The organism is [Actinomadura] parvosata subsp. kistnae (genome assembly GCF_900323885.1).
In the GTDB taxonomy this organism is placed as follows: domain Bacteria; phylum Actinomycetota; class Actinomycetes; order Streptosporangiales; family Streptosporangiaceae; genus Nonomuraea; species Nonomuraea composti.
In genome coordinates this window covers 1,724,323-1,742,967 of the sequence record NZ_OOHJ01000018.1, presented here as the reverse complement: position 1 = coordinate 1,742,967, position 18,645 = coordinate 1,724,323, and the positions used below count along the sequence as shown (strand labels likewise).

Sequence of the window (18,645 nt, the reverse complement as noted above, 5' to 3'; positions counted from 1 at the left end):
GCAGGAGCAAGCCCGCTGAAATCGGGCGACCGCACAGTGAGGGCATCCCCCTTCGAAAGGACGGTCCCGATGGCGATCCCCCGTACCCTCGCCGCCCTGACCATCGCCGCCACCGCCACCCTGGCCCTCACCACCCAGGCAGCCGGCGCGGCGAGCGGCGCGTGGGGTCCGTACCACGCGCCCGGCAAGGCGGCCAAGACCAGCGGCACCCTGACCGCCACGGGCGAGGACCACGCGGACCTGCCCACCGCCGACGTCGTGCGCATCGCGGGCAAGGTGGAGGACAGGACCCGCGGCACGAGCTGCGGCTGGGCGGTCTTCCGCATCACGTACCGGTCGGGCAGCAACCTGCCGAACAAGGAGCGCTGGGCCCGCGACTGCTCCTACGGCACCCCGAAGCCGTTCAGCTTCAAGTATCGGGACGTCTACCAGGTGGAGCTGAAGGTGTGCTCGGAGGCCAAGGCGGCCAAGCCGTCGCTCAACTGCTTGTACGCGGGCACGTGGAAGACCCTCTACCTGTCGAAGTGAGGGCCTGTGAAGGCTCCTGAAGATCATGTACGGTGAGCTCCAGCGTATCCTCCGAACGGCCTGGAGCTCGCCGTGCCGCACCTGTCCCGCCGCCAGGCTCTCTCCCTGATCCCCGGAGCCGGCCTGCTCGCCGCCGTCGCCGCCGCCCCCGCGCGGGCCGCCGCGATCGACCACGCGCGACTGCTCGCCAACACTGTCGCGATCTTCGCCGGCACCTCCGACGTCAACGCCCGTCCCGAGGTGGCGGGCAAGCTCGCCACCATCGTCAGCACGGCCAGGCAGCGGCTGACCGCCATGGCGCAGGCGGGCAGCGGGGAGTTGTTCGCCGGGCTGGCGCTGGGCACCGACGACGTCAACCTCCGGCTGGCCTACCAGTACCTGTACGAGATCGCGCTGGCCACGCGGACGCCCGGCAGCGCGCTCGACGGTGACGCCGCCGCGCGGCAGCGGGTCGCCGACGGCCTGCGCTGGCTGCACGAGCGGTACTTCGGCGACCAGGCGGCCGGATACTACGGCAACTGGCACAACTGGGAGATCGGCATCCCCACGCACGTGAGCCGGACGCTCGTGCTGCTGCCCGAGGAGTTACGCGGTGACCTGACGGCCACCTATATCGCCTCCATGGACGCCTACCTGCGCAACGGCAAGAACGGCGACGTCGACCTCGACTCCCGCTTCCACACGGGGGCGAACCTGGCCGACATCACCGCCAACCGCATCCTCCAGGGCGCGCTCACCGCCGACGACGCCCGCGTCACCAAGGCCGTCGCCGACCAGGCCACCGTGTTCGCCACGATCGACCCGTACCGGCTGGAGCACGGCAACACCGACGGCTACTACCGCGACGGCTCGTTCATCCAGCACCATTCGGTCGCCTACACCGGCTCGTACGGCCGCAGCCTGCTGACCCGCGTCGTGCAGACGCTGAAGATGCTCGAAGGGGTGACGAGCGGCGGGCAGGACCTGCCGGCCGTGGTGCAGCGGTGGGTCACCGACGGTTTCGCGCCGCTCATCTTCGAGGGCTGGATGATGGAGATCGTCAAGGGGCGGGCGGTCTCGCGCACCTCCAGCGGCTACACCGACATCGGCGTGGTCGTGGAGGCCATCGCCGACCTGGCCGACCACGTCGAGGACGCGCTGCCGCTGAAGAAGTACCTCAGGTTCCTGCCGGCGGCGGACACGGCCGCGTTCGTCTCGCCGGTGAGCATCGCCCGCTACGCCGCCATCCGCGCTGACGCCTCCGTCCCGGCCGCGGACCTGAACCCGCCCGCGCGGTGCGTCGCGTTCAACGCCATGGACCGCACCGTGCACCGCCGCCCCGGCTACGCGTTCGCGCTGGCGCGCAGCTCCGAGCGGATCAGCAAGTACGAGTACATGAGCGGCGAGAACCTGATGCCGTGGTTCCAGGGCGACGGGGCGTACTACCTGTATCTCGCGGGTGAGGACCAGCGGGAGGTGTTCGGGGTCGACTACTACACGGCCGTCTCGCCGTACCGGCTGGCCGGGGTCACCGCGCCGGTGGAGGAGCGGCGGACGGTGCCCGAGCTGTACGGCCGCCTCTGGTACGAGAACCCGGGGCACCCGCTCAACTTCACCTCCTCCTCGGAGTCGCAGAACACCTACGTGTACTTCCCGCGGGCCGGGAACGCGTTCTCCGGCGGGGCGACGCTCGGCGCGTACGGCGTCGCGGGCATGGTGCAGTCGGACGACGCGGCGTACACGGCGAAGCAGGCCGGCCTCCTGCCGGACGACTTCGTCGCCTACCGGAACGCGCGGGCGACCAAGTCGTGGTTCATGTTCGACGACGAGATCGTGGTGCTGGCCGCGGGCGTCTCGGGGCAGGGCGGTCGCGACGTGGTGACCACGGTGGACAGCCGCATCGCCGCGCCCGGCGACGCGGTGGCGCTGACCGGGGAGCAGTGGGACGGGCGGGCCTGGCAACCGGGCGCCGCCGTCGCGCCGCGCTGGTTGCGCTACGCCAACGGCACCCGCGGCACCGCCGTCGGCTACGCGTTCCTGACCAGGCAGCCGGTGTCGGCGGGGCTGGAGACGGTCACCCGCAGCCGCCGGGTCGTGCGGACCAGTAACCCTGACACCAGCATCACCAAGAACGTGTTCACCGCGGCGATCGGGGGTGACGTGCCGGCCTTCGCCTACGCGCTCGTCCCGAACGCCACCGAGCGGGCCCTGCGTGCCTACGCCGGCGGCCCGGTGAGCGTCCTGGCCAACGACCGGCACGTGCAGGCCGTGCGGCACAAGGGGCTCGGGATCGTGGCCTGCAACGTGTTCACCGACGGCCCGCGCGAGGTCGAGCGCCTGCTCGTGGACGGGCCCGCCGCGGTGATCGTCCGGTCGTCGGGCGGGCGTACGACGGTGGCGCTGTCGGATCCCACGATGAAACGCGAGCGCGTCTCCGTCGTCGTGCGTGGGCCCCGCCTCCGGACGGTCACGGCCGACGAGGGCGTGACGGTGCGCCGCGTGCCGGGTGGCACCCTGATCCGGGCTACCACCCACCAGGCCTACGGCCGCTCGTTCACCGCGACCCTTGACTGAGCGGGTGGAGCGGGCCAGGCAGCTCGTGGGCGAGATGCTGATCTACTGCTTCGCGGTCGTCCTGGCCACCGGTGCCTTCCTGGCCCTGCACTACGCGCCCTCCGGCGAGGAGGTGTTCTACGACGGCGGCTACGAGCCGCTGCGCGGCGTCCCCATGAGCGCCGCCTACCAGTCGGCGCTGGAGATCAGCTTCGACGTGCGCGGCGGCCTGCTCCTCCGGCAGCTGCACCTCAGCTCCACCACCCTGCTCCTGCTGGGCACCGTCGTCTGGGCGATGCTCGGGCACTTCCGGTACGCGCCCGCGTGGCTCGGCCTGGGCCTGACCGTGGCCGGCATGCTGGGCGGCTACGGCTCGGTGGACGACCTGTTCGCCGGCACCGCTCTCGGCGGGGTTCCGATCGTCGTCTGGTACGGCCTGCACCTGCTCGCCGCGCTTACCCTGATCGTCTCGCTGGTCGTCGCGTCGCGGCGGGAGGCCGCCCGCCGGCCCAGGACGCCCGGCTTCGTGGCCCTGACCCTCGCCCTCACTCTCCTGGTGTTCCTCTGGCCGTGAAAGTGGTATTTCTCCGGCCGTGAAAACTCGCTCGGAAAAGTGCTCAATTGGTGAGCACTTTAGGGGTTGATGATGAACGTACGAACCCACCGAGAGGAGCACGACATGTTGCGGGGACTCAGCACCACCGCCTTCTACTCGCCCGACTTCGAGGCGACCAAGCGCTGGTACACCGAGCTGTTCGGCATCCCGCCGTACATGGACACCCCGGCGTACATGGAGTGGCGCATCGGCGACTACCAGCACGAGTTCGGCGTCATCCACAGTCAGTACGCCGGCACGCCCCTGGCCATGACGCCCGACCCCGCCACGATCGGCCGGCCCGCCGGCGCCATGATCCACTGGCATGTCGACGACGTGCCGGCGGCGGTCGAGCGGCTCGTGGCGATGGGCGCCAAGGAGCACGACCCGGTCCACGACCGGGGCGACGGGTTCATCACCGCCTCCGTCATCGACCCCTGGGGGAACGTCCTCGGCCTGATGTACAACCCCCACTACCTGGAGATCCTCGCGTCCATGAAGGGCACGTCATGATGATCTTCCAGGACGCCGCCGCGTGGCGGAGCTGGCTGGCCGGCCACCACGGCACGGAGCGCGAGGCGTGGGTGGTGCTGGCCAAGAAGGGCACGACGCGGCCGACGAGCCTCACGTACGAGCAGGCTCTGGAGGAGGCGCTGTGCCACGGCTGGATCGACGGCCTGACCCGCCGCCGCGACGCCGCCACGTACCTGCAGCGTTACAGCCCGCGCCGGCCGCGCAGCCGCTGGTCGCAGCGCAACCTCGACCGGGTGGCGCGGCTGCGCGAGCAGGGCCGCATGCGCCCGGCCGGCCTCGCCGCCGTCGAGGCCCACGAGGGCGGGGCCGCCGGCCGGATCGGGTGACGATCGGACCGGATGCCCAGGATTCCGGACGGCCCGGCGGGCGCAGCGGGACGCCGGGCGGCCCGGAAGGGGAGGGTCGGGGGCATGGCAGACGTTTCCCCCTCCCCGGCCGGTGACGGCCTCTCCGCCGACCGAATCCCCGCTGGCCGAATCCCCGCCGATCGGCTCCCCGCGGACCGCCTGTCCGCGGGCCGGGTGCTGGGTTTTCTCGCTCACCGCTGGCCGACCCTGGCGGGCCTGGCGGCGATGGCGCTTTCCGTCGCGGACGAGCAGGACGGGCGCGGCCAGGCGCTCATCGTCTTCCTCGCCGCCCTCATCTACCTCGGCACCGCCCTCGTCGGGCGGCCGGGAGCGGTGTGGATCCTGTTCGGCGCGGCCGTCGTGGGGGTGACGGTGGTGCGGGTGCTCGGCGGCGAGCTGTGGACGATGCTGGTCGCGGGGGCGGTCACCGTCGTCGTGCTCGCCCTGGTGAGCGACCTGCCGCGGCGGCCCAGGCTGGCCGCCGTGCAGATCCCGCTGATGCTCGTCCTGGGGGCGGCGGCGCTGGTCGCCCTGTCGCTGGACCCGGTGCTCGGCACGTGTCTGGTCGCGGCGGCCCTCATCGGCCACGCCGTGCAGGACGTGATCGTGTGGCGGGCGAACCAGGTGGTGACCCGGTCGCTCGCCGAGTTCTGTGCCGTGCTCGACTTCACGCTCGGCATTGCGATCATCGTCCTGCTGTTCGTCTGACCCTACGATGAGGCCCGTGGCCCTTGACCTTCCGCGTCCGGAATATCCGCGCCCCCAGATGGTCCGCCCCGACTGGCTGAACCTCAACGGGCAGTGGCAGTTCGAGATCGACGCCGCCGACTCCGGCCTGGAGCGCGGCCTGCGCGAGCGGGACCTCGCGGGGACGATCACCGTGCCGTTCGCGCCCGAGTCGGAGCTGTCGGGGCTCGGGCACACCGACTTCATGGAGGCGGTCTGGTACCGCCGCACGGTGCCGATCCCCGCCGCGTGGGCCGGCCGCCGCACGTTGCTGCACTTCGGGGCCGTCGACCACGACGCCACCGTGTGGGTGAACGGCGTGGAGGTGGCCCGCCACCGCGGCGGCTTCTCGCCGTTCACGGCCGACCTGTCGGACGTGGCCCGCCCCGGCGAGGACGCGACGATCGTCGTACGCGCCCGCGACCCCCGTCACGGGCCGCAGGCGCGAGGCAAGCAGTCCACCCGCTACGGCAACTACGAGTGCCTCTACACCCGCACCACCGGCATCTGGCAGACGGTGTGGCTGGAGCCGGTCCCCGACGTGCACCTGCGCCGGCCGCGCATCACTCCGCAGGTGGCGACGTCCTCCTTCACCGTCGTCACCCCGCTGTCGGCCAACCGGCCGGGCAGCACGGTCCGCGTGACCGTTTCCGACGCCGGGGGCCCCGTCGCGACCGCGACCGCGCGCGCCGACGTGGATCTCGCCCCGTCCCTGCGCCTGGAGCTGCCCGCGGACCGGGTCCGCCTGTGGGAGCCCGGCGAGGGCTTCCTGTACGACGTGCGGATCGAGCTGCTCGACGCCGGCGGCGCGATCACGGACGCCGTGGACAGCTACGCCGGGCTGCGCTCCGTCGCCATCGACGGCAGGCGCGTGCTGATCAACGGCCGGCCCGTCTTCCAGCGGCTCGTCCTCGACCAGGGCTACTACCCCGACGGCCTCATGACCGCCCCCTCCGACGCCGCCCTGCTGCGCGACATCGAGCTGGCGACGGCCGCCGGCTTCAACGGCGCGCGGCTGCACCAGAAGGTGTTCGAGGAGCGTTTCCTCTACCACGCCGACCGGCTCGGCTACCTGGTGTGGGGCGAGTTCGGCGACTGGGGCGCCTTCGACGGGCTGGAGCAGCACCCCACGGCGTCGTTCGTCACCCAGTGGCTGGAGGTCCTGGAGCGCGACCACTCGCACCCGTCCATCATCGGCTGGTGCCCGCTCAACGAGACGGGCCAGGCCATCGACGACCGGGTCACCCAGCTCGACGACGTCACCCGCGCCCTGTTCCTGGCCACGAAGCTGGCCGACCCCACCCGCCCCGTCCTCGACGCCTCCGGCTACAGCCACCGGGTGCCCGAGACCGACGTCTACGACGCGCACAACTACGAGCAGGACCCGGCGGCGTTCGCCGCGCAGGTGGGCGGGCTGGGCAAGGACGAGCCGTACGTCAACACCGCCGACGGCGGCCGGCCCGTCTCCGTCCCGTACCGGGGGCAGCCGTACTTCGTCAGCGAGTACGGCGGCATCTGGTGGAACCCCGAGCTGGCCGGCACCGAGCAGGACGCCGCCCGCGTCGGCTCCTGGGGCTACGGGCAGCGCGTGCGCGACGAGGAGGAGTTCCACGCCCGCTTCGCCGGGCTGACCGGGGTGCTGCTCGACGACCCCGACATGTTCGGCTACTGCTACACGCAGCTCACCGACGTCTTCCAGGAGGAGAACGGCATCTACCGCTTCGACCGCACGGACAAGCTCGACGTCGAGCGGGTCCGCGCGGCCCAGTCGCGGCCGGCCGCCTGCGAGCGCTGAGTCACCTCATCACCCGGACGTCGTCGAAGTCGACCGCGGCCCGGCCCGTGACGAGCTGGACGGAGCCCGCGCCGGTGACCGGGTCCGGGTCGGTCACGGTGACGCGCGGCGACGGCTCGTCGCCGACGAAGGCCCGCAGCTCGGCGCCGCGCAGCTCGACCCGGAGCCTCGTCGGGCCGCTGACCGCCGCGCCCGTGCCGGTCGCGAGCACGCCCTTGCCGGCCTTGTAGACGTCCACGGAGCCGTTGGGGCGCAGGTAGACGAGGTAGCCGGACTGCGTGTAGGCGTCTCCCGGCTGGGCGGTGCGCACCTGGACGCCGGCGAACGCGGTCGAGGTCGCGAGTGTGCGGAAGTCGACGCGGGTCTCCACCGCGCCGTCGGCGATCGTCAGGCCGTTGACGTAGCTGCGCCAGCCCGTCCTGGTCGTGTCCTGCTGGCGGTAGACGCCGCCGGTGACGCTCCAGGCGCCGTCCACGACGGTCCACGCCTGCGACGGCGCGGAGAAGCTGTCGCGGAAGACGACACCCTGGGCGTCCGGCACGACGGTCAGCGGGAGGGTGTCCAGCTCGGTCGTGCCGCTGGTGCGTACGGTGCGGACGGTGAGCGGGCACGGGCCGGGCAGCGTCGTCTCCCGCACGGTGACCTGCGCGGTCGCCTGGGTGGTTACGGGCTCGGCCAGGCAGGGGCCCGACACCGTCGCCTCGCGGATCGTGCGGCCGGAGAGCCGCACCTCGACGCGCGTGCCCGCCACCGCCTCCGCCGCGCCGAGCGAGGCGGTGACGAGGTTCTTGCCGACGTCGGAGCGGGCCGCCGCGGCGACCAGGCGGGCGGCGTCGCGCCGGCTCAGCACGTCCTTACGGACCAGCGCCGCGGTGGTCTTGGTGACGTGGGTGACGAACGCGTGGTGGCCGTCCCACTGGTCGCCGGCGCGCAGGCGGTCGGCGACCGTGCAGCCGGTGCCGTCGTCCGCGTTGGCCACGCCGGTGTCGCGGTCGCCGATGAAGACGTGCGCCCGCTCGTCCGAGCCGGCGCACGCGTCGTCCACCACCCGCAGGTCGTACGCCAGCGTGCCCTGGGCCTTGACATCGAGCACCTGGAGCGTGCGCTTGCCGCTCGCCACGGGGAAGGACGACGGCCACAGCACCGCCGAGCCGGTGCCGGACCAGCGGATCTCCAGGCTGCGGCCGTCGCGGTTGACGACGACGCCGGAGACGTTCGCGGCTTCGGAGCGCGAGCCGACAGCCACGGGCCCGCCGCCGATCCACCGCACGGTGTCGTCCGCGTCCAGCACGAGGGGGATGCGCTCGAAGAACGGCGTGGAGCCGGCCTCGACGCGCACCCGCAGCCGGTCGTCCAGGGTCACGGACTTGGTGCCGCCCGCCGCCGCGTACCGGATCTCCAGGTCGTCGAGGTCGCCGGCCGTCGCCGGGTCCACGGGGGCGCCGTCGCGGTAGAAGGCGGGCACGGGCTGGTCGTAGGAGTCGAAGTGGAGGCCGTCCGCCGCCGTCCATCCGGTGCCCCACGACAGCTCCGCGTCCCCGGGCCGGGTGCGGGGAGCGCCGATCTGGGGCGCGTTCTGGCCCTGGACGATGACGCCGAGCTTCGGGTCGTACAGGTAGTTGAGGCCGAACCGCTGGTTGTCCCAGAAGCCGTACTGGGTGGTGACGTGCTTGCCGAACCCCAGGCCGACGGCGTACGCGGTGCGCTTGGCGAAGACGAACCGCTGGCCGGTGACGGAGTCGGCGCGGTGCTCGGTGTACGGGGCGCCGGCGTAGGGGCGCAGCGTCTTGATGGCGGCCAGGCGCTCGGCCGCCGCCGGGTGGTACTCCTCGCCCAGCGCCACGTCCCTGATGATCGCCGGGTCGAGGTAGGCCCAGGTCGGGGCGATGAGCGGGGCGACGGAGGTCTGCCAGCCGGCCTTCGCGAACGCGGCGCGGCGCTGCTCGGTCTCCTCCCGGGTGGCCGAGTAGGCGCGGGCCTGCGGGAGCACTGCGCCCCAGAGGTTGTTGGAGCCGATGGGCAGCTCGTCGGCGTAGTTCCAGCCGCGGTGCCGGGAGTCGATGGCGGTGTTGATGAAGTAGCCGTCGAGCGCCTGGTCGTAGAGCAGGTTGTACTGGGCCCAGTCCAGGTAGCGGCCCTGCATCCGGTCGATGACCGGCCGGGTGGCGGGGTCGGCCCAGCCGGCCAGGTCCTCCGACTCGACTTCGAGGCTGTAGCGGTGGGCGACCGTGCCGTCGCGGTAGAAGCCGGCCTCGCTCTGCGAGACCCGCTCGTGCTCGGCCAGCCGCTGCTCGAAGCGGGTGCGCAGGGCGGCGTCGCCGAAGCGGGGGAGCAGGCGGGAGACGCCGACGAGGCCGCCGGCGACCTGGTTGGCGAACTGGGCGCCGCGCGGCCCCCACACCTCCTCGTCCTCCAGGAACCACCTGCTCGCGGCCTTCATGGCCGTGGTCAGCCCGGTGACCAGGGCGGGGTCGAGCGTGCCGTCGGCGTCGAGGAGGTCCAGCATGATCGCGTACAGCTCCAGCGCGAACCCGGTGGCGGCCCGCGAGTGCACGTCGCCGGAGCCCTGCGGGAACGAGCCGTCGTCGTTCTGGGTGGTCAGCAGGAACCGCAGCGCGGCCTCCAGCCGGCCGCGCAGGGCCGGGTCGCGGTGGTAGGGGTTCCAGGGGCGGTCGGCGGTGTAGAAGTAGGCGAGGGTGAGGACGTTCTCCATGACGCGGGCGTCGCTCGGGCCCTGCCCGGTGCGCCAGCAGCCGCAGGTGATGAAGCCGTAGTCGGTGGCGCTGTCGTCGTTGACGCTGTTGGCCAGGCGGGCGAGGTTGCCCAGGTAGGGGGCGATCTGCTGTTCGAGGCCGGTGAAGTCGGCGAGGTCGATCGTGCCGGGGTCGAGGGCGGCGACCTCGGGGAGCGGGGCCTGCTGCGGGGCTGCGGCGGCGGGGGTGGCGGGGGTCAGCGCCAGCGCCGCGGTGATGGCCACCGCGGCGACGCGTTTCTGGCTCATGATGGTGCCTTCCAGGGGGTGCCAGCGCGGAGAGGGACGTGACCTGCGCTGATGTGGCTACCATGATCGTGAATCGATTCACGACAATGCGATGGGGCGGAGCCTACGAGCGGCCTCGCGGCCGTGTCAACAACCCCTGATCAGCCGGGCAGGGAGGTCTCGCGGATCACCAGCTCGGGCTCGAAACGCCCCAGCGTGTCGCGTTCCGTCTCCATTCCCAGCAGGATGCGCACGGCACTCGCGCCGAGCGCCGCCGACGGATGACGGATGGTGGTCAGCGGCACGATGGCGAAGTCGGCGAACTCTATGTCGTCGTACCCGACCAGGGACAGGTCCTCCGGCACCCGCAGCCCGCCCATGATCAGCCCGTGCAGCAGGCCCAGCGCGAGCAGGTCGTTGCCGGCCACGATGCCGTCGGGGAAGCCGTCGGCCGGCCGGCGCAGCAGCGTGCGCGCGACCGCCTCGCCGACCTTCGCGGTCTGCACCTGCACCCGGATGATCTCCAGCGAGGCGGGTTCGCCGGACTCCTCGACCGCCCGCTTGGCCCCCGCGAGCCGCAGGTCGACGTGGGGGTGCGGGCCGCCGATGAAGATCAGCCGCCGCCGCCCCTGGTCGAGCAGGTGGGTGGCCGCGAGGTGGCCGCCGCGCTCGTTGTCGCCGGAGATCGCCGGATAGCTGTGCGGCCCCGTGGCCGTGCCGACCAGGACGAACGGCGTGCCCCTGCGGCCCATGCCGAGCAGCTCCTCGGGCACGTCGCCGACGGGGGCCGCGAGGATGCCGCTGACCTGCTGGGACTCGAAGAAGCTCAGGTAGGCGCGCTCGCGCTCCTGGCTCTCGTCGCTGTTGGCCACGAGGATGAAGCGGCCGTGGGCGGCGGCCTCGGCCTCGGCGCCGGCGGCGAGCTCGGCGTAGACGGGGTTGCCGATGTTGGAGACCAGCAGCCCGAGGGCCAGGCTGTGGCCCACGCGGAGCCGGCGGGCCGCCTCGTTGCCGACGTAGCCGAGCTCGTCGGCGGCCTCGATGACGCGCCGCCGCAGGTCGGGGGAGACCCGGCCCGGCTGGGTGAAGGTGTAGGAGACGGTGGCGCGCGAGACGCCCGCGCGGGCGGCGACGTCGGCGACCGTGGGGGTGGAGACGTCGGCCTTCGACTGCTTCGGCGCTGATCCGGCGGCCATCGGGCTCCTCACTCACGCGTTCCCGAGCGATGTCGGGCCTCAGCCTAGCGGACCCGTGAATGGATTCACGAAATCGTCCGGAAGCGCCGTCACCTCATTGACATCGCCGAGACCGCCCCCGTAATGTGCCCGAAACGTCGTGAATCGATTCACGACGCAGTGGGCTCCACGACGTGGGCACGGCGAGAGCCGCTCCGTCCAGCAGGCCACGTGCATCCATGGTCACCCCCGAGAGGAGTCACACGTGGCTGCCACTCATGCGCCGACGACACCACCCGACCTCCGCGAACCCCCCGGACAGGCCCCGCCGAGGCGGCGCCGCGTCGGGGTGCGCGCGCCCTGGTGGTTCGTCGTGCCCGCGATCTCGATCTACCTGTTCATCGTCGTCGTCCCCAGCGCCAACGGCGCGCTGTTCTCCTTCACCGACTGGAACGGCCTGCGCCCCGACTGGTCCTTCGTCGGCCTGGACAACTTCGCCGCCGTCTTCTCCGACCGCACCGCGCTCGACGCCCTGGTCAACACGCTCACCCTCGCGGCGGCCGCCACGATCGTGCAGAACGTCGTCGGCCTGCTCCTCGCGCTCGGCGTGAACAGCCTGGTCAAGAGCCGCTACGTGTTCCGGGTGATCTTCTTCGCGCCCGTGGTGCTCACGCCGCTGGTCGCCGGGTACGTGTGGAGCTTCCTGCTGTCGCCCAACGGCGCCGTGAACGACGCCCTGCGCGCGGTCGGCCTCGGCGCGCTGGCCCACGACTGGCTCGGCGACCCCGACACGGCCCTGTACGCCATCGTCCTGGAGATCGTCTGGCAGTTCTCCGGCTACTCCATGGTCATCTACCTGGCCGGGCTCCAGGCCATCCCCGCCGAGGTGCTGGAGGCGGCCACGATCGACGGGGCGGGCGCGTGGAGCAAGTTCCGCCGTGTCGTGCTGCCGCTGCTCAACGGCGCCGTGGTGATCAACGTGATGCTCTGCCTCATCGGTGGGCTCAAGCAGTTCGACCAGGTCATGGCCATGACCGGCGGCGGCCCCGGCACCGCGACGGAGACGATCTCGACGGCCATCTACAAGAGCGCGTTCTCGCTCGGCGACTTCCCGTTCTCGATCGCGCTGGCCGTCGTCATGACCGTGGTCATCGCGGTCCTGGCGGCCGTGCAGTTCCGCCTGACGCAGAGGAAGAGCTTCTGATGCACTCCCGATACACCTGGCGCACGCTGGCGCGCGAGGTGAGCCTGATCCTGCTCGCGCTGGCCTTCCTCGTGCCGCTCGTCGGCCTGCTCAACGTCTCGCTCAAGCCGCAGGACAGCCAGACCGGGGCGCTGGCCTTCGCCTTCCCGCCCACCCTGGACAACTACGCCCAGGCGTGGAGCCAGGCCAGCCTCGGCGCCGCGCTGGCCAACAGCTTCCTCATCACCTCCGTCAGCGTCGTGCTGATCATCGCCCTCGCGTCGATGGCCGCCTACCCGCTGGCCAGGGTGACGCGGCGCTGGTCGCGGTACACGTTCTACCTCGTCATCGGCGGCCTGCTCATCCCCGGCCAGCTCGCCCTGCTCCCGCTCTACGCCACCATGCGCGACCTCGGCCTGCTCGGCTCGCTCTGGTCGGTCATCCTGATCAACGTCGGGCAGCAGATCCCGTTCTCCGTCTTCCTCTACACGATGTTCCTGCGCGAGCTGCCGCTCGACTACGAGGAGGCGGCGCTGCTCGACGGCTGCGGGCCGCTGCGCTCGTTCGTCTCCGTCGTCTTCCCGCTGCTGCGGCCGGTCACCGGCACGGTCGTGATCCTCAACGCGGTCGGCATCTGGAACGAGTTCTTCACCCCGCTGCTGTATCTCGGCGGCAGCGACAACACGACGGCGCCGGTGGCGATCTACGGCTTCGTCAGCCAGTACGTGTCGCAGTGGCCCCTCATCTTCGCCGGCCTGGTGATCAGCGTGATCCCCATCCTCGTCGTCTACTTCGCGCTGCAGAAGCACATCATCAAGGGCTTCGCCGGCGGCCTCAAAGGCTGACCCGCACCCCCCGTTTGGAGTTCGTCATGAAGATCGTCACAACGCTCGCCTCCGCCTGCTGCCTCGCGGTCGCGGCGGCGGCCTGCTCGACCTCGGGCGGCCAGACCACCGCCACCTCCGGCGAGCAGGTGCTCACGCTCGCCGCCGCAGGCCAGGGCCCGGCCCAGGCCGCCGTGGAGGCGTTCAAGAAGGCCAACCCCGGCGTCGTCGTCAAGACCACGTTCACCGAGGACGACGCCTCCTACCAGCAGCAACTGCGCACCCAGCTGTCCTCGGGGACGGCCCCCGACGTGTTCCGCATGTGGCCGGGCGGCGGCAACACCATGGCCGTGCGCGACCTCGGCGCCGACGGCATGCTGATGGACCTGTCGGGCGAGAGCTGGGCCGGCGGCCTGAGCGCCGACCTCAAGGCCGTCACCACCGACCCGGCCGGCAAGGTCGTGGCCGTGCCGGTCACCATCGGCGCCATCGGAGCCGTCTGGAACGACCAGGCCCTCGCCAAGACCGGCCTGGCCAAGCCCACCACCTGGCCCGAAGTGCTCAAGTTCTGCAAGGACGCCAAGTCCAAGGGCGTCGTCGCGTTCGCGCTCGGCCTCAAGTCCGCGTGGGTCACCCAGCTCGTCCCGTACGCGCTGACCGCCTCCCTCGTCTACGGCCCGAACCCGGCGTTCACCCAGCAGCAGAAGGACGGCCAGGCCAGCTTCGCGAAGTCGGAGTGGAAGCAGGCCATGGACAAGTACCTGCAACTGCGCGACTCCGGCTGCTTCAACGACAGCCCCAACGGCGTCGGCTACGACGAGCAGATGCAGCTCCTCGGCCAGGGCAAGGCGCTCGGCGCCGTCCACGTGCTGTCGGCCGTGCAGTCGGCGCTCAACTCCGCGCCCCAGGGCACCACGTTCTCGATGACCCCGTTCCCCGCCACCGACAACGCCGGCGACACCTACCTGCCGGTGTCGGTCGGCATCGTGTACGGCGTCAACGCCAAGGCCAAGAACCCGGCCCTGGCCAGGAAGTTCCTGCAGTTCCTCGCCTCCCCTGAAGGCCAGGCGCTGTACGCGAAGGAGTCCGGCAGCAGCCCGGCCCTGCCCAGCCCGTCCTTCCAGCCCGACGCGCTGCAGCGGCCGGTGCTCGACGCCGTCAAGAACGGTAAGTCCACCCTCTACCCCGACCAGGGCTGGCCCGGCCCGAAGGTGCAGCAGGAGCACCTGACCTCCGTGCAGGAGCTGTTCAACGGCACGATCGACGTGCCGACCCTGCTCGGCCGCATGGACAAGGCGTTCGGTGAGGCCAAGTGAGCCTGGAAGCCTGCCTCTGGATCACCCCCAAGATCTTCGACGACCTCCAAGACCCCGCCCCGGGCGTGGCGGCCTTCTTCGACCACCACGCCGACTGGCTGGCCGATCGGCCCGTCACGATCGTGTTCTGCGCGGGCAACGGCGACCACGTGCTCAACTACGCCGGCCGCGACGCCTGGGACCAGCGCTTCGACTGGGCCCGCTACAACTGCTTCGCGCTGGCGCCCGGCGGTCCGGCCGCCGCCACCAGGGCGCACAACCGTGACTGGCTGGCCCGGGTGCGCGACGGCGGCGAGCGCTCGGCCAACCCGTACTCGGCCGGGCCCATGTTCGTCCTGTCCGAGCAGCCCATGGACTACCGGACGCTGGCCGGCGTCTACGCGGCCGTGCGCGCCGAGGCCGAGCGGCGCGGCCTGCGGGTGAGCCTGCTGGAGTACCTGGAGCCGGGCCCCGAGTTCTGCCGCAGCGAGTGGAAGACCGGGCGGCACCCCGAGGCGGCGGCCGGCACCGCCGACGCCGGCGGGCACATCGTGCCGGGTGTCATCGACGTCACCGCGCCGCTCGCCGCCGACCCCCGCCCCTACGCCGCCTACCCCGGCGGCATCGCGGCCGGGCTGCTCGCCGGGGACTTCGTGGCCGCGCAGACCGCCGCGTTCACCGCCGACTTCGGCCTGGACGGGATCCTGCTCGGCAACCAGTTCGGGCTGGTCGGCTTCTGGCACCCCGACAACGCGCCGCCGCTCACGCCGGAGCGGTCGGCCGGGATCGAGCGGTTCTTCCTGCGGCTGCGCGAAGCCATGGGCGACCGGCTCGTCTACTGGATGGACACGTACTGGCGGGCCGAGGTGGAGCGGGCGGCCTGGGGCATGACCGACGCCGCCTACCACACGCTCGACGCCGTCCTGATCAGCACGTTCGCCGTGCTCGTCGAGCGCACCGAGATCGTCCCGAACCTGCTCAGCAAGGCCGCGCTGGGCGGCCCGCGCCCGCTGCTCGGGCTGGACTTCGTCGATCCCTGGTACTGGTACCGCACCTACCTGGACGACCGGCGTACCTACCTCTACCAGCGCGAGGTGCTGGCGGCGCACGCCGGGTCCGTGGCCGGGGTGTCGTTCTTCGCCAACGACACCTTCGGCCATTTCGTACCGGAGGCCGAGCTGGCGGCCACCTTGGAAGCGGTCAGGAAGGCGGACGTTCAGGAATGGCCGTCCGGCGGGGGCGAGAACTGGCCGTAGCGGACGTCCCGCGTCTGGTCACCGAGATACGGCTGCCCGTGCTGCCCGTGCTGCCCGTACTGTCCGGCCGGTCCGTAGCCGTAATTGGAGCCGTTGTACCCGCCGTACGGAGCCTGCGGGGGGACCGGCGCCTGGTGCTGGTGGCTCGGGGGAAGCTGGTGCTGCTGCCACGGCGGCGGCGGGATCGCCCCGTACGGCGGCGCGTCCGAGCGGGCGCGGCGGCGCCGGCCGAGCAGCTTCACCACCACCCCGACCAGCACGATCGCCAGCAGCACGCCGGCCGCGATCAGCACCCACATCAGGATCGGCTTGGGCGACTCGTCCTTGCCGGCTGAGATCGCGGCCTGCGTGTCGCTGATGTACTTGGCGACGTACGGATGGTTCGGGAAGAGCGCCTGCACCTCGCGGAACTTGGGCAGCGCCTCCTCGTACCAGTTGCGGAAGTAGTCGTTCAGCGCCTCGTTGTACCGGGTGGTGGTCACGGCCTGGGCGGGCTTGACGTTCTTCTCGCCGAGCTTCTCCTTGATGATGCTCACGGGCAGCACGAAGCTCTCGCTCTCCGACGCCTCGCCGCCCTCGCTCACCGTGCCGGCGATCAGCATGCCGACGACCTTGCCGTCCTTGCTGAACACCGGGCCGCCGGAGTTGCCGTGGTAGGACGGCGCCTGCGTCTGGATGTAGGGCACGCCCGTCTGCGTGGTGCGCTTGGCGTTGTACGGCCCCTCGGTCAGCGCCGGCTCCAGCCGTGACTCCAGGCTGAAGAACGGCGTGTTCGTGACCAGGCCGGGGAAGCCGCTGATGTAGAGGGTGTCGCCGGTGCGCACGTCGGCGTCCTCGCCGAGCGGGACGGTCGGCAGGTTCTGCTGGCCGTTCACCTTGAGCAGCGCGAAGTCCTTGCCCGGGTAGCTCTCGCCCACCGAGACCAGCTCCGCCGGGGTCGCCTTGGCGGTCTTGTCGACGCCGCCGCCGGGCAGGCTCTGCAGCACCGACAGGCTCTGCTGCAGGTTGCGGATCTTCATGTGGCCGGTGTTGAACGTGACGTAGATCTGCTGGGCGAGCTTGAGGATCTCCTCGTCGGCCTCGATGCCCTGCAGCCCCGCGATGATCTCCTTGGCGTCCTGCTCGTTGAACTTGGCCAGCGCCTGCTGGGCGAAGAGCTTGCTCAGCTCGGTCTCGCCGACCTGGACGCAGTGCGCGCCGGTCACCATGTACCCGTCGGGGGTGACCCACCAGCCGGTGCACAGGCCGCCGACCTCGGCGTCGACCGTGCGCTCGGGGGTGGTCTCGGTGAGGTAGGTGTCGACGTCGGCGGCGATCCGCTGGAAGAGCCACTTGGCGATGCTGCGCTCGTCCGAGGAGATCTTGCCGGCCTGCACGGCCTCGACGGCCTGCTGCGTGAGCCGGCTGAACGCGGTCTCGTTGATCGTGCTGGTCGGGACGGCGACCGTACCGGTGTAGGTGAAGCTGGTCAGCTGGACCGCGGGCTGCGTGCGGGCCGCCAGCCACGTGCCGACGGGCACGTCGGGGCGCTCGCCGGGCGCGTCGTCGGCCGCCGCGGGGGCGGCCGGCAGCGCCACCGCGACGACGGCCGCCGCGGCTGCGGCGATCTTCGTCCACCTTTTCCTGAAATATCCGCTCACGTACGGAATGGTGAAGCGGTGATCTTGTCCACGGCTTGGAGCCGACTGGGAACGGGATCCCGCGCCCGGACGGGTGACGTTTGGTGCTCCAGGTGACCCCCACCTGGAGCGCCATCAGGCTAGCGGCGCGCTGTCCGCTTTGTCTATGTTTATTGCTAGATGTCGCACTCTTCCCGGTCCAGACTCTTGAAGCGGGCGGGGGACCTGCGGGAAAGTGTCGGCGTTTCCCGAGACTAAGGCGGTATATGTCATGGCTGTTTCCGCGGCATCGGTGATGACGCCCCGCGGGGCCCGCTACATCAAGCAGCTCGTCTCCCACATGAGCCACAAGGTCACGACGGACCTCGACGACGCGGGGCGCGGCACCATCACCCTGGAGTACGGCCAGTGCGTCCTGGCCCCCGAAGCCCGGCATCTCACGATGACGGCCACCGCCGACACCCAGGAGAACCTCGAACGCGTCCAGGACGTCGTCGCCCGCCACCTGCTCCGCTTCGCCACCCAAGAGGAGCTGGAGGTCGTCTGGCTGCCGCTGACCGAGCTCGTCCACCCCGCCGTCGCCGACTACACGCTGCAGCACAGCACGCCGGCCGACGCCGTGCTGCGCGACCTCGCCGCCGAGACCCGCACGGCCACCGGCGGCTCGTCCGGCATGCAGATCACCGCCGACGAGGGCGCCCTGCTGACCATGCTCGTCCGGCTCACCGGCGCCCGGCGGGCCGTCGAGGTGGGCGTCTTCACCGGCTACTCCTCGATCTGCATCGCCCGCGGCCTGCCCGCCGGCGGCCGGCTCCTGGCCCTGGACGTGAGCGACGAGTGGACCTCCATCGCGGCCCGCCACTGGGAGAAGGCCGGGGTGTCGGACCGGATCGAGCTGCGCCTCGGCCCCGCCCTCGACAGCCTGCGCGCCCTGCCGGCCACGGCCGAGTACGACTTCGCCTTCATCGACGCCGACAAGGAGAGCTATCCCGCGTACTACGAGGAGATCCTGCTCCGCCTGCGCCCCGGCGGCGTGATCGTCCTGGACAACGTCCTCCAGGGTGGGCGGGTTCTCGACCCCGTCCACCAGGATCCGCGGCACACCGCCATGCGCGGGCTCAACGACCTGGTGGCGGCCGACGACCGGGTGGACGCGGTGATGCTGCCCCTGCGCGACGGCGTCACGGTCATCCGCAAGCGCTGACCCCGGGTTGACACGGACGATCAGAAGCAACACCCTTTCACTATTCCATTAG

At 71.5% G+C, this 18,645-nt stretch carries 15 protein-coding genes; 12 read left to right on the top strand and 3 right to left on the bottom strand.

The features are described from left to right. The first annotated feature begins 69 nt into the window (after positions 1 to 69). The 7 genes from KIS93_RS28065 to KIS93_RS28035 all read left to right on the top strand — a co-directional run bounded on the left by KIS93_RS28065 (position 70) and on the right by KIS93_RS28035 (position 7,057). Positions 70 to 528 (top strand): hypothetical protein, encoded by a 459-nt coding sequence (locus KIS93_RS28065; protein WP_080044873.1) that lies wholly within the window; start codon positions 70 to 72, stop codon positions 526 to 528. Positions 529 to 600: 72 nt separating this feature from the next. Next, positions 601 to 3,081, top strand: a complete 2,481-nt coding sequence (locus KIS93_RS28060) for a polysaccharide lyase family 8 super-sandwich domain-containing protein (RefSeq protein WP_080044874.1) — start codon at positions 601 to 603, stop codon at positions 3,079 to 3,081. Beyond that, the gene (locus KIS93_RS28055; protein ID WP_155128978.1) at positions 3,074 to 3,634 is read left to right on the top strand and encodes a hypothetical protein; all 561 of its coding nucleotides are present in this window, start codon (positions 3,074 to 3,076) and stop codon (positions 3,632 to 3,634) included. Before KIS93_RS28060 ends, KIS93_RS28055 begins: the two co-directional genes overlap by 8 nt. Before the next feature lie 105 nt (positions 3,635 to 3,739). Next, complete coding sequence (locus KIS93_RS28050) at positions 3,740 to 4,168, top strand: VOC family protein (protein ID WP_080044876.1); 429 nt, start codon at positions 3,740 to 3,742, stop codon at positions 4,166 to 4,168. After that, positions 4,165 to 4,515: a YdeI/OmpD-associated family protein gene (locus tag KIS93_RS28045; protein ID WP_080044877.1), complete on the top strand. Its 351-nt coding sequence runs from the start codon at positions 4,165 to 4,167 to the stop codon at positions 4,513 to 4,515. Before KIS93_RS28050 ends, KIS93_RS28045 begins: the two co-directional genes overlap by 4 nt. 246 nt (positions 4,516 to 4,761) lie before the next feature. After that, positions 4,762 to 5,244 carry a hypothetical protein gene (locus KIS93_RS28040; RefSeq protein WP_155128980.1) on the top strand — a complete coding sequence of 161 codons (483 nt, stop codon included), beginning with the start codon at positions 4,762 to 4,764 and terminating at the stop codon, positions 5,242 to 5,244. Between the two features lie 16 nt (positions 5,245 to 5,260). Then, positions 5,261 to 7,057 carry a glycoside hydrolase family 2 protein gene (locus KIS93_RS28035; protein WP_230465765.1) on the top strand — a complete coding sequence of 599 codons (1,797 nt, stop codon included), beginning with the start codon at positions 5,261 to 5,263 and terminating at the stop codon, positions 7,055 to 7,057. Between the two features lies 1 nt (position 7,058). Here the strand turns inward: KIS93_RS28035 and KIS93_RS28030 are convergent, their stop codons facing one another. Together KIS93_RS28030 and KIS93_RS28025 are read right to left on the bottom strand one after the other, a co-directional pair. Beyond that, complete coding sequence (locus KIS93_RS28030) at positions 7,059 to 10,058, bottom strand: hypothetical protein (protein WP_080044880.1); 3,000 nt, start codon at positions 10,056 to 10,058, stop codon at positions 7,059 to 7,061. 140 nt (positions 10,059 to 10,198) lie between these two features. Further along, entirely contained in the window at positions 10,199 to 11,233 is a 1,035-nt protein-coding gene (locus tag KIS93_RS28025) for a LacI family DNA-binding transcriptional regulator (RefSeq protein WP_080044881.1), read from the bottom strand. 244 nt (positions 11,234 to 11,477) lie between these two features. Here KIS93_RS28025 and KIS93_RS28020 point away from each other — a divergent pair, with 244 nt between their 5' ends. From KIS93_RS28020 to KIS93_RS28005, 4 genes are read left to right on the top strand one after another with little or no spacing between them, the layout of a single operon-like run. Continuing rightward, complete coding sequence (locus KIS93_RS28020) at positions 11,478 to 12,416, top strand: carbohydrate ABC transporter permease (protein ID WP_080044882.1); 939 nt, start codon at positions 11,478 to 11,480, stop codon at positions 12,414 to 12,416. Further along, positions 12,416 to 13,240: a carbohydrate ABC transporter permease gene (locus tag KIS93_RS28015; RefSeq protein ID WP_080044883.1), complete on the top strand. Its 825-nt coding sequence runs from the start codon at positions 12,416 to 12,418 to the stop codon at positions 13,238 to 13,240. The genes KIS93_RS28020 and KIS93_RS28015 overlap by 1 nt, the downstream gene beginning before the upstream one ends. A 26-nt stretch (positions 13,241 to 13,266) precedes the next feature. Further along, complete coding sequence (locus KIS93_RS28010; RefSeq protein ID WP_155128982.1) at positions 13,267 to 14,535, top strand: ABC transporter substrate-binding protein; 1,269 nt, start codon at positions 13,267 to 13,269, stop codon at positions 14,533 to 14,535. Continuing rightward, a complete protein-coding gene (locus tag KIS93_RS28005; RefSeq protein ID WP_080044885.1) occupies positions 14,532 to 15,770 on the top strand; it encodes a hypothetical protein in 1,239 nt (412 codons plus the stop codon). Before KIS93_RS28010 ends, KIS93_RS28005 begins: the two co-directional genes overlap by 4 nt. Here the strand turns inward: KIS93_RS28005 and KIS93_RS28000 are convergent. Continuing rightward, positions 15,731 to 17,410 (bottom strand): S1 family peptidase, encoded by a 1,680-nt coding sequence (locus KIS93_RS28000; RefSeq protein WP_230465766.1) that lies wholly within the window; start codon positions 17,408 to 17,410, stop codon positions 15,731 to 15,733. The genes KIS93_RS28005 and KIS93_RS28000 overlap by 40 nt on opposite strands. 250 nt (positions 17,411 to 17,660) lie before the next feature. Here KIS93_RS28000 and KIS93_RS27995 point away from each other — a divergent pair, with 250 nt between their 5' ends. After that, positions 17,661 to 18,593, top strand: a complete 933-nt coding sequence (locus KIS93_RS27995; protein ID WP_080044886.1) for a DUF2218 domain-containing protein — start codon at positions 17,661 to 17,663, stop codon at positions 18,591 to 18,593. The last annotated feature ends 52 nt before the right edge of the window (positions 18,594 to 18,645 follow it).

Coding starts and splice junctions, on each gene's coding strand:
- KIS93_RS28015 (WP_080044883.1), top strand. CDS start 12,416: ATGCACTCCCGATACACCTGGCGCACGCTGGCGCGCGAGGTGAGCCTG.
- KIS93_RS28065 (WP_080044873.1), top strand. CDS start 70: ATGGCGATCCCCCGTACCCTCGCCGCCCTGACCATCGCCGCCACCGCC.
- KIS93_RS28040 (WP_155128980.1), top strand. CDS start 4,762: ATGGCGCTTTCCGTCGCGGACGAGCAGGACGGGCGCGGCCAGGCGCTC.
- KIS93_RS28030 (WP_080044880.1), bottom strand. CDS start 10,058: ATGAGCCAGAAACGCGTCGCCGCGGTGGCCATCACCGCGGCGCTGGCG.
- KIS93_RS27995 (WP_080044886.1), top strand. CDS start 17,661: ATGGCTGTTTCCGCGGCATCGGTGATGACGCCCCGCGGGGCCCGCTAC.
- KIS93_RS28025 (WP_080044881.1), bottom strand. CDS start 11,233: ATGGCCGCCGGATCAGCGCCGAAGCAGTCGAAGGCCGACGTCTCCACC.
- KIS93_RS28045 (WP_080044877.1), top strand. CDS start 4,165: ATGATGATCTTCCAGGACGCCGCCGCGTGGCGGAGCTGGCTGGCCGGC.
- KIS93_RS28050 (WP_080044876.1), top strand. CDS start 3,740: ATGTTGCGGGGACTCAGCACCACCGCCTTCTACTCGCCCGACTTCGAG.
- KIS93_RS28010 (WP_155128982.1), top strand. CDS start 13,267: ATGAAGATCGTCACAACGCTCGCCTCCGCCTGCTGCCTCGCGGTCGCG.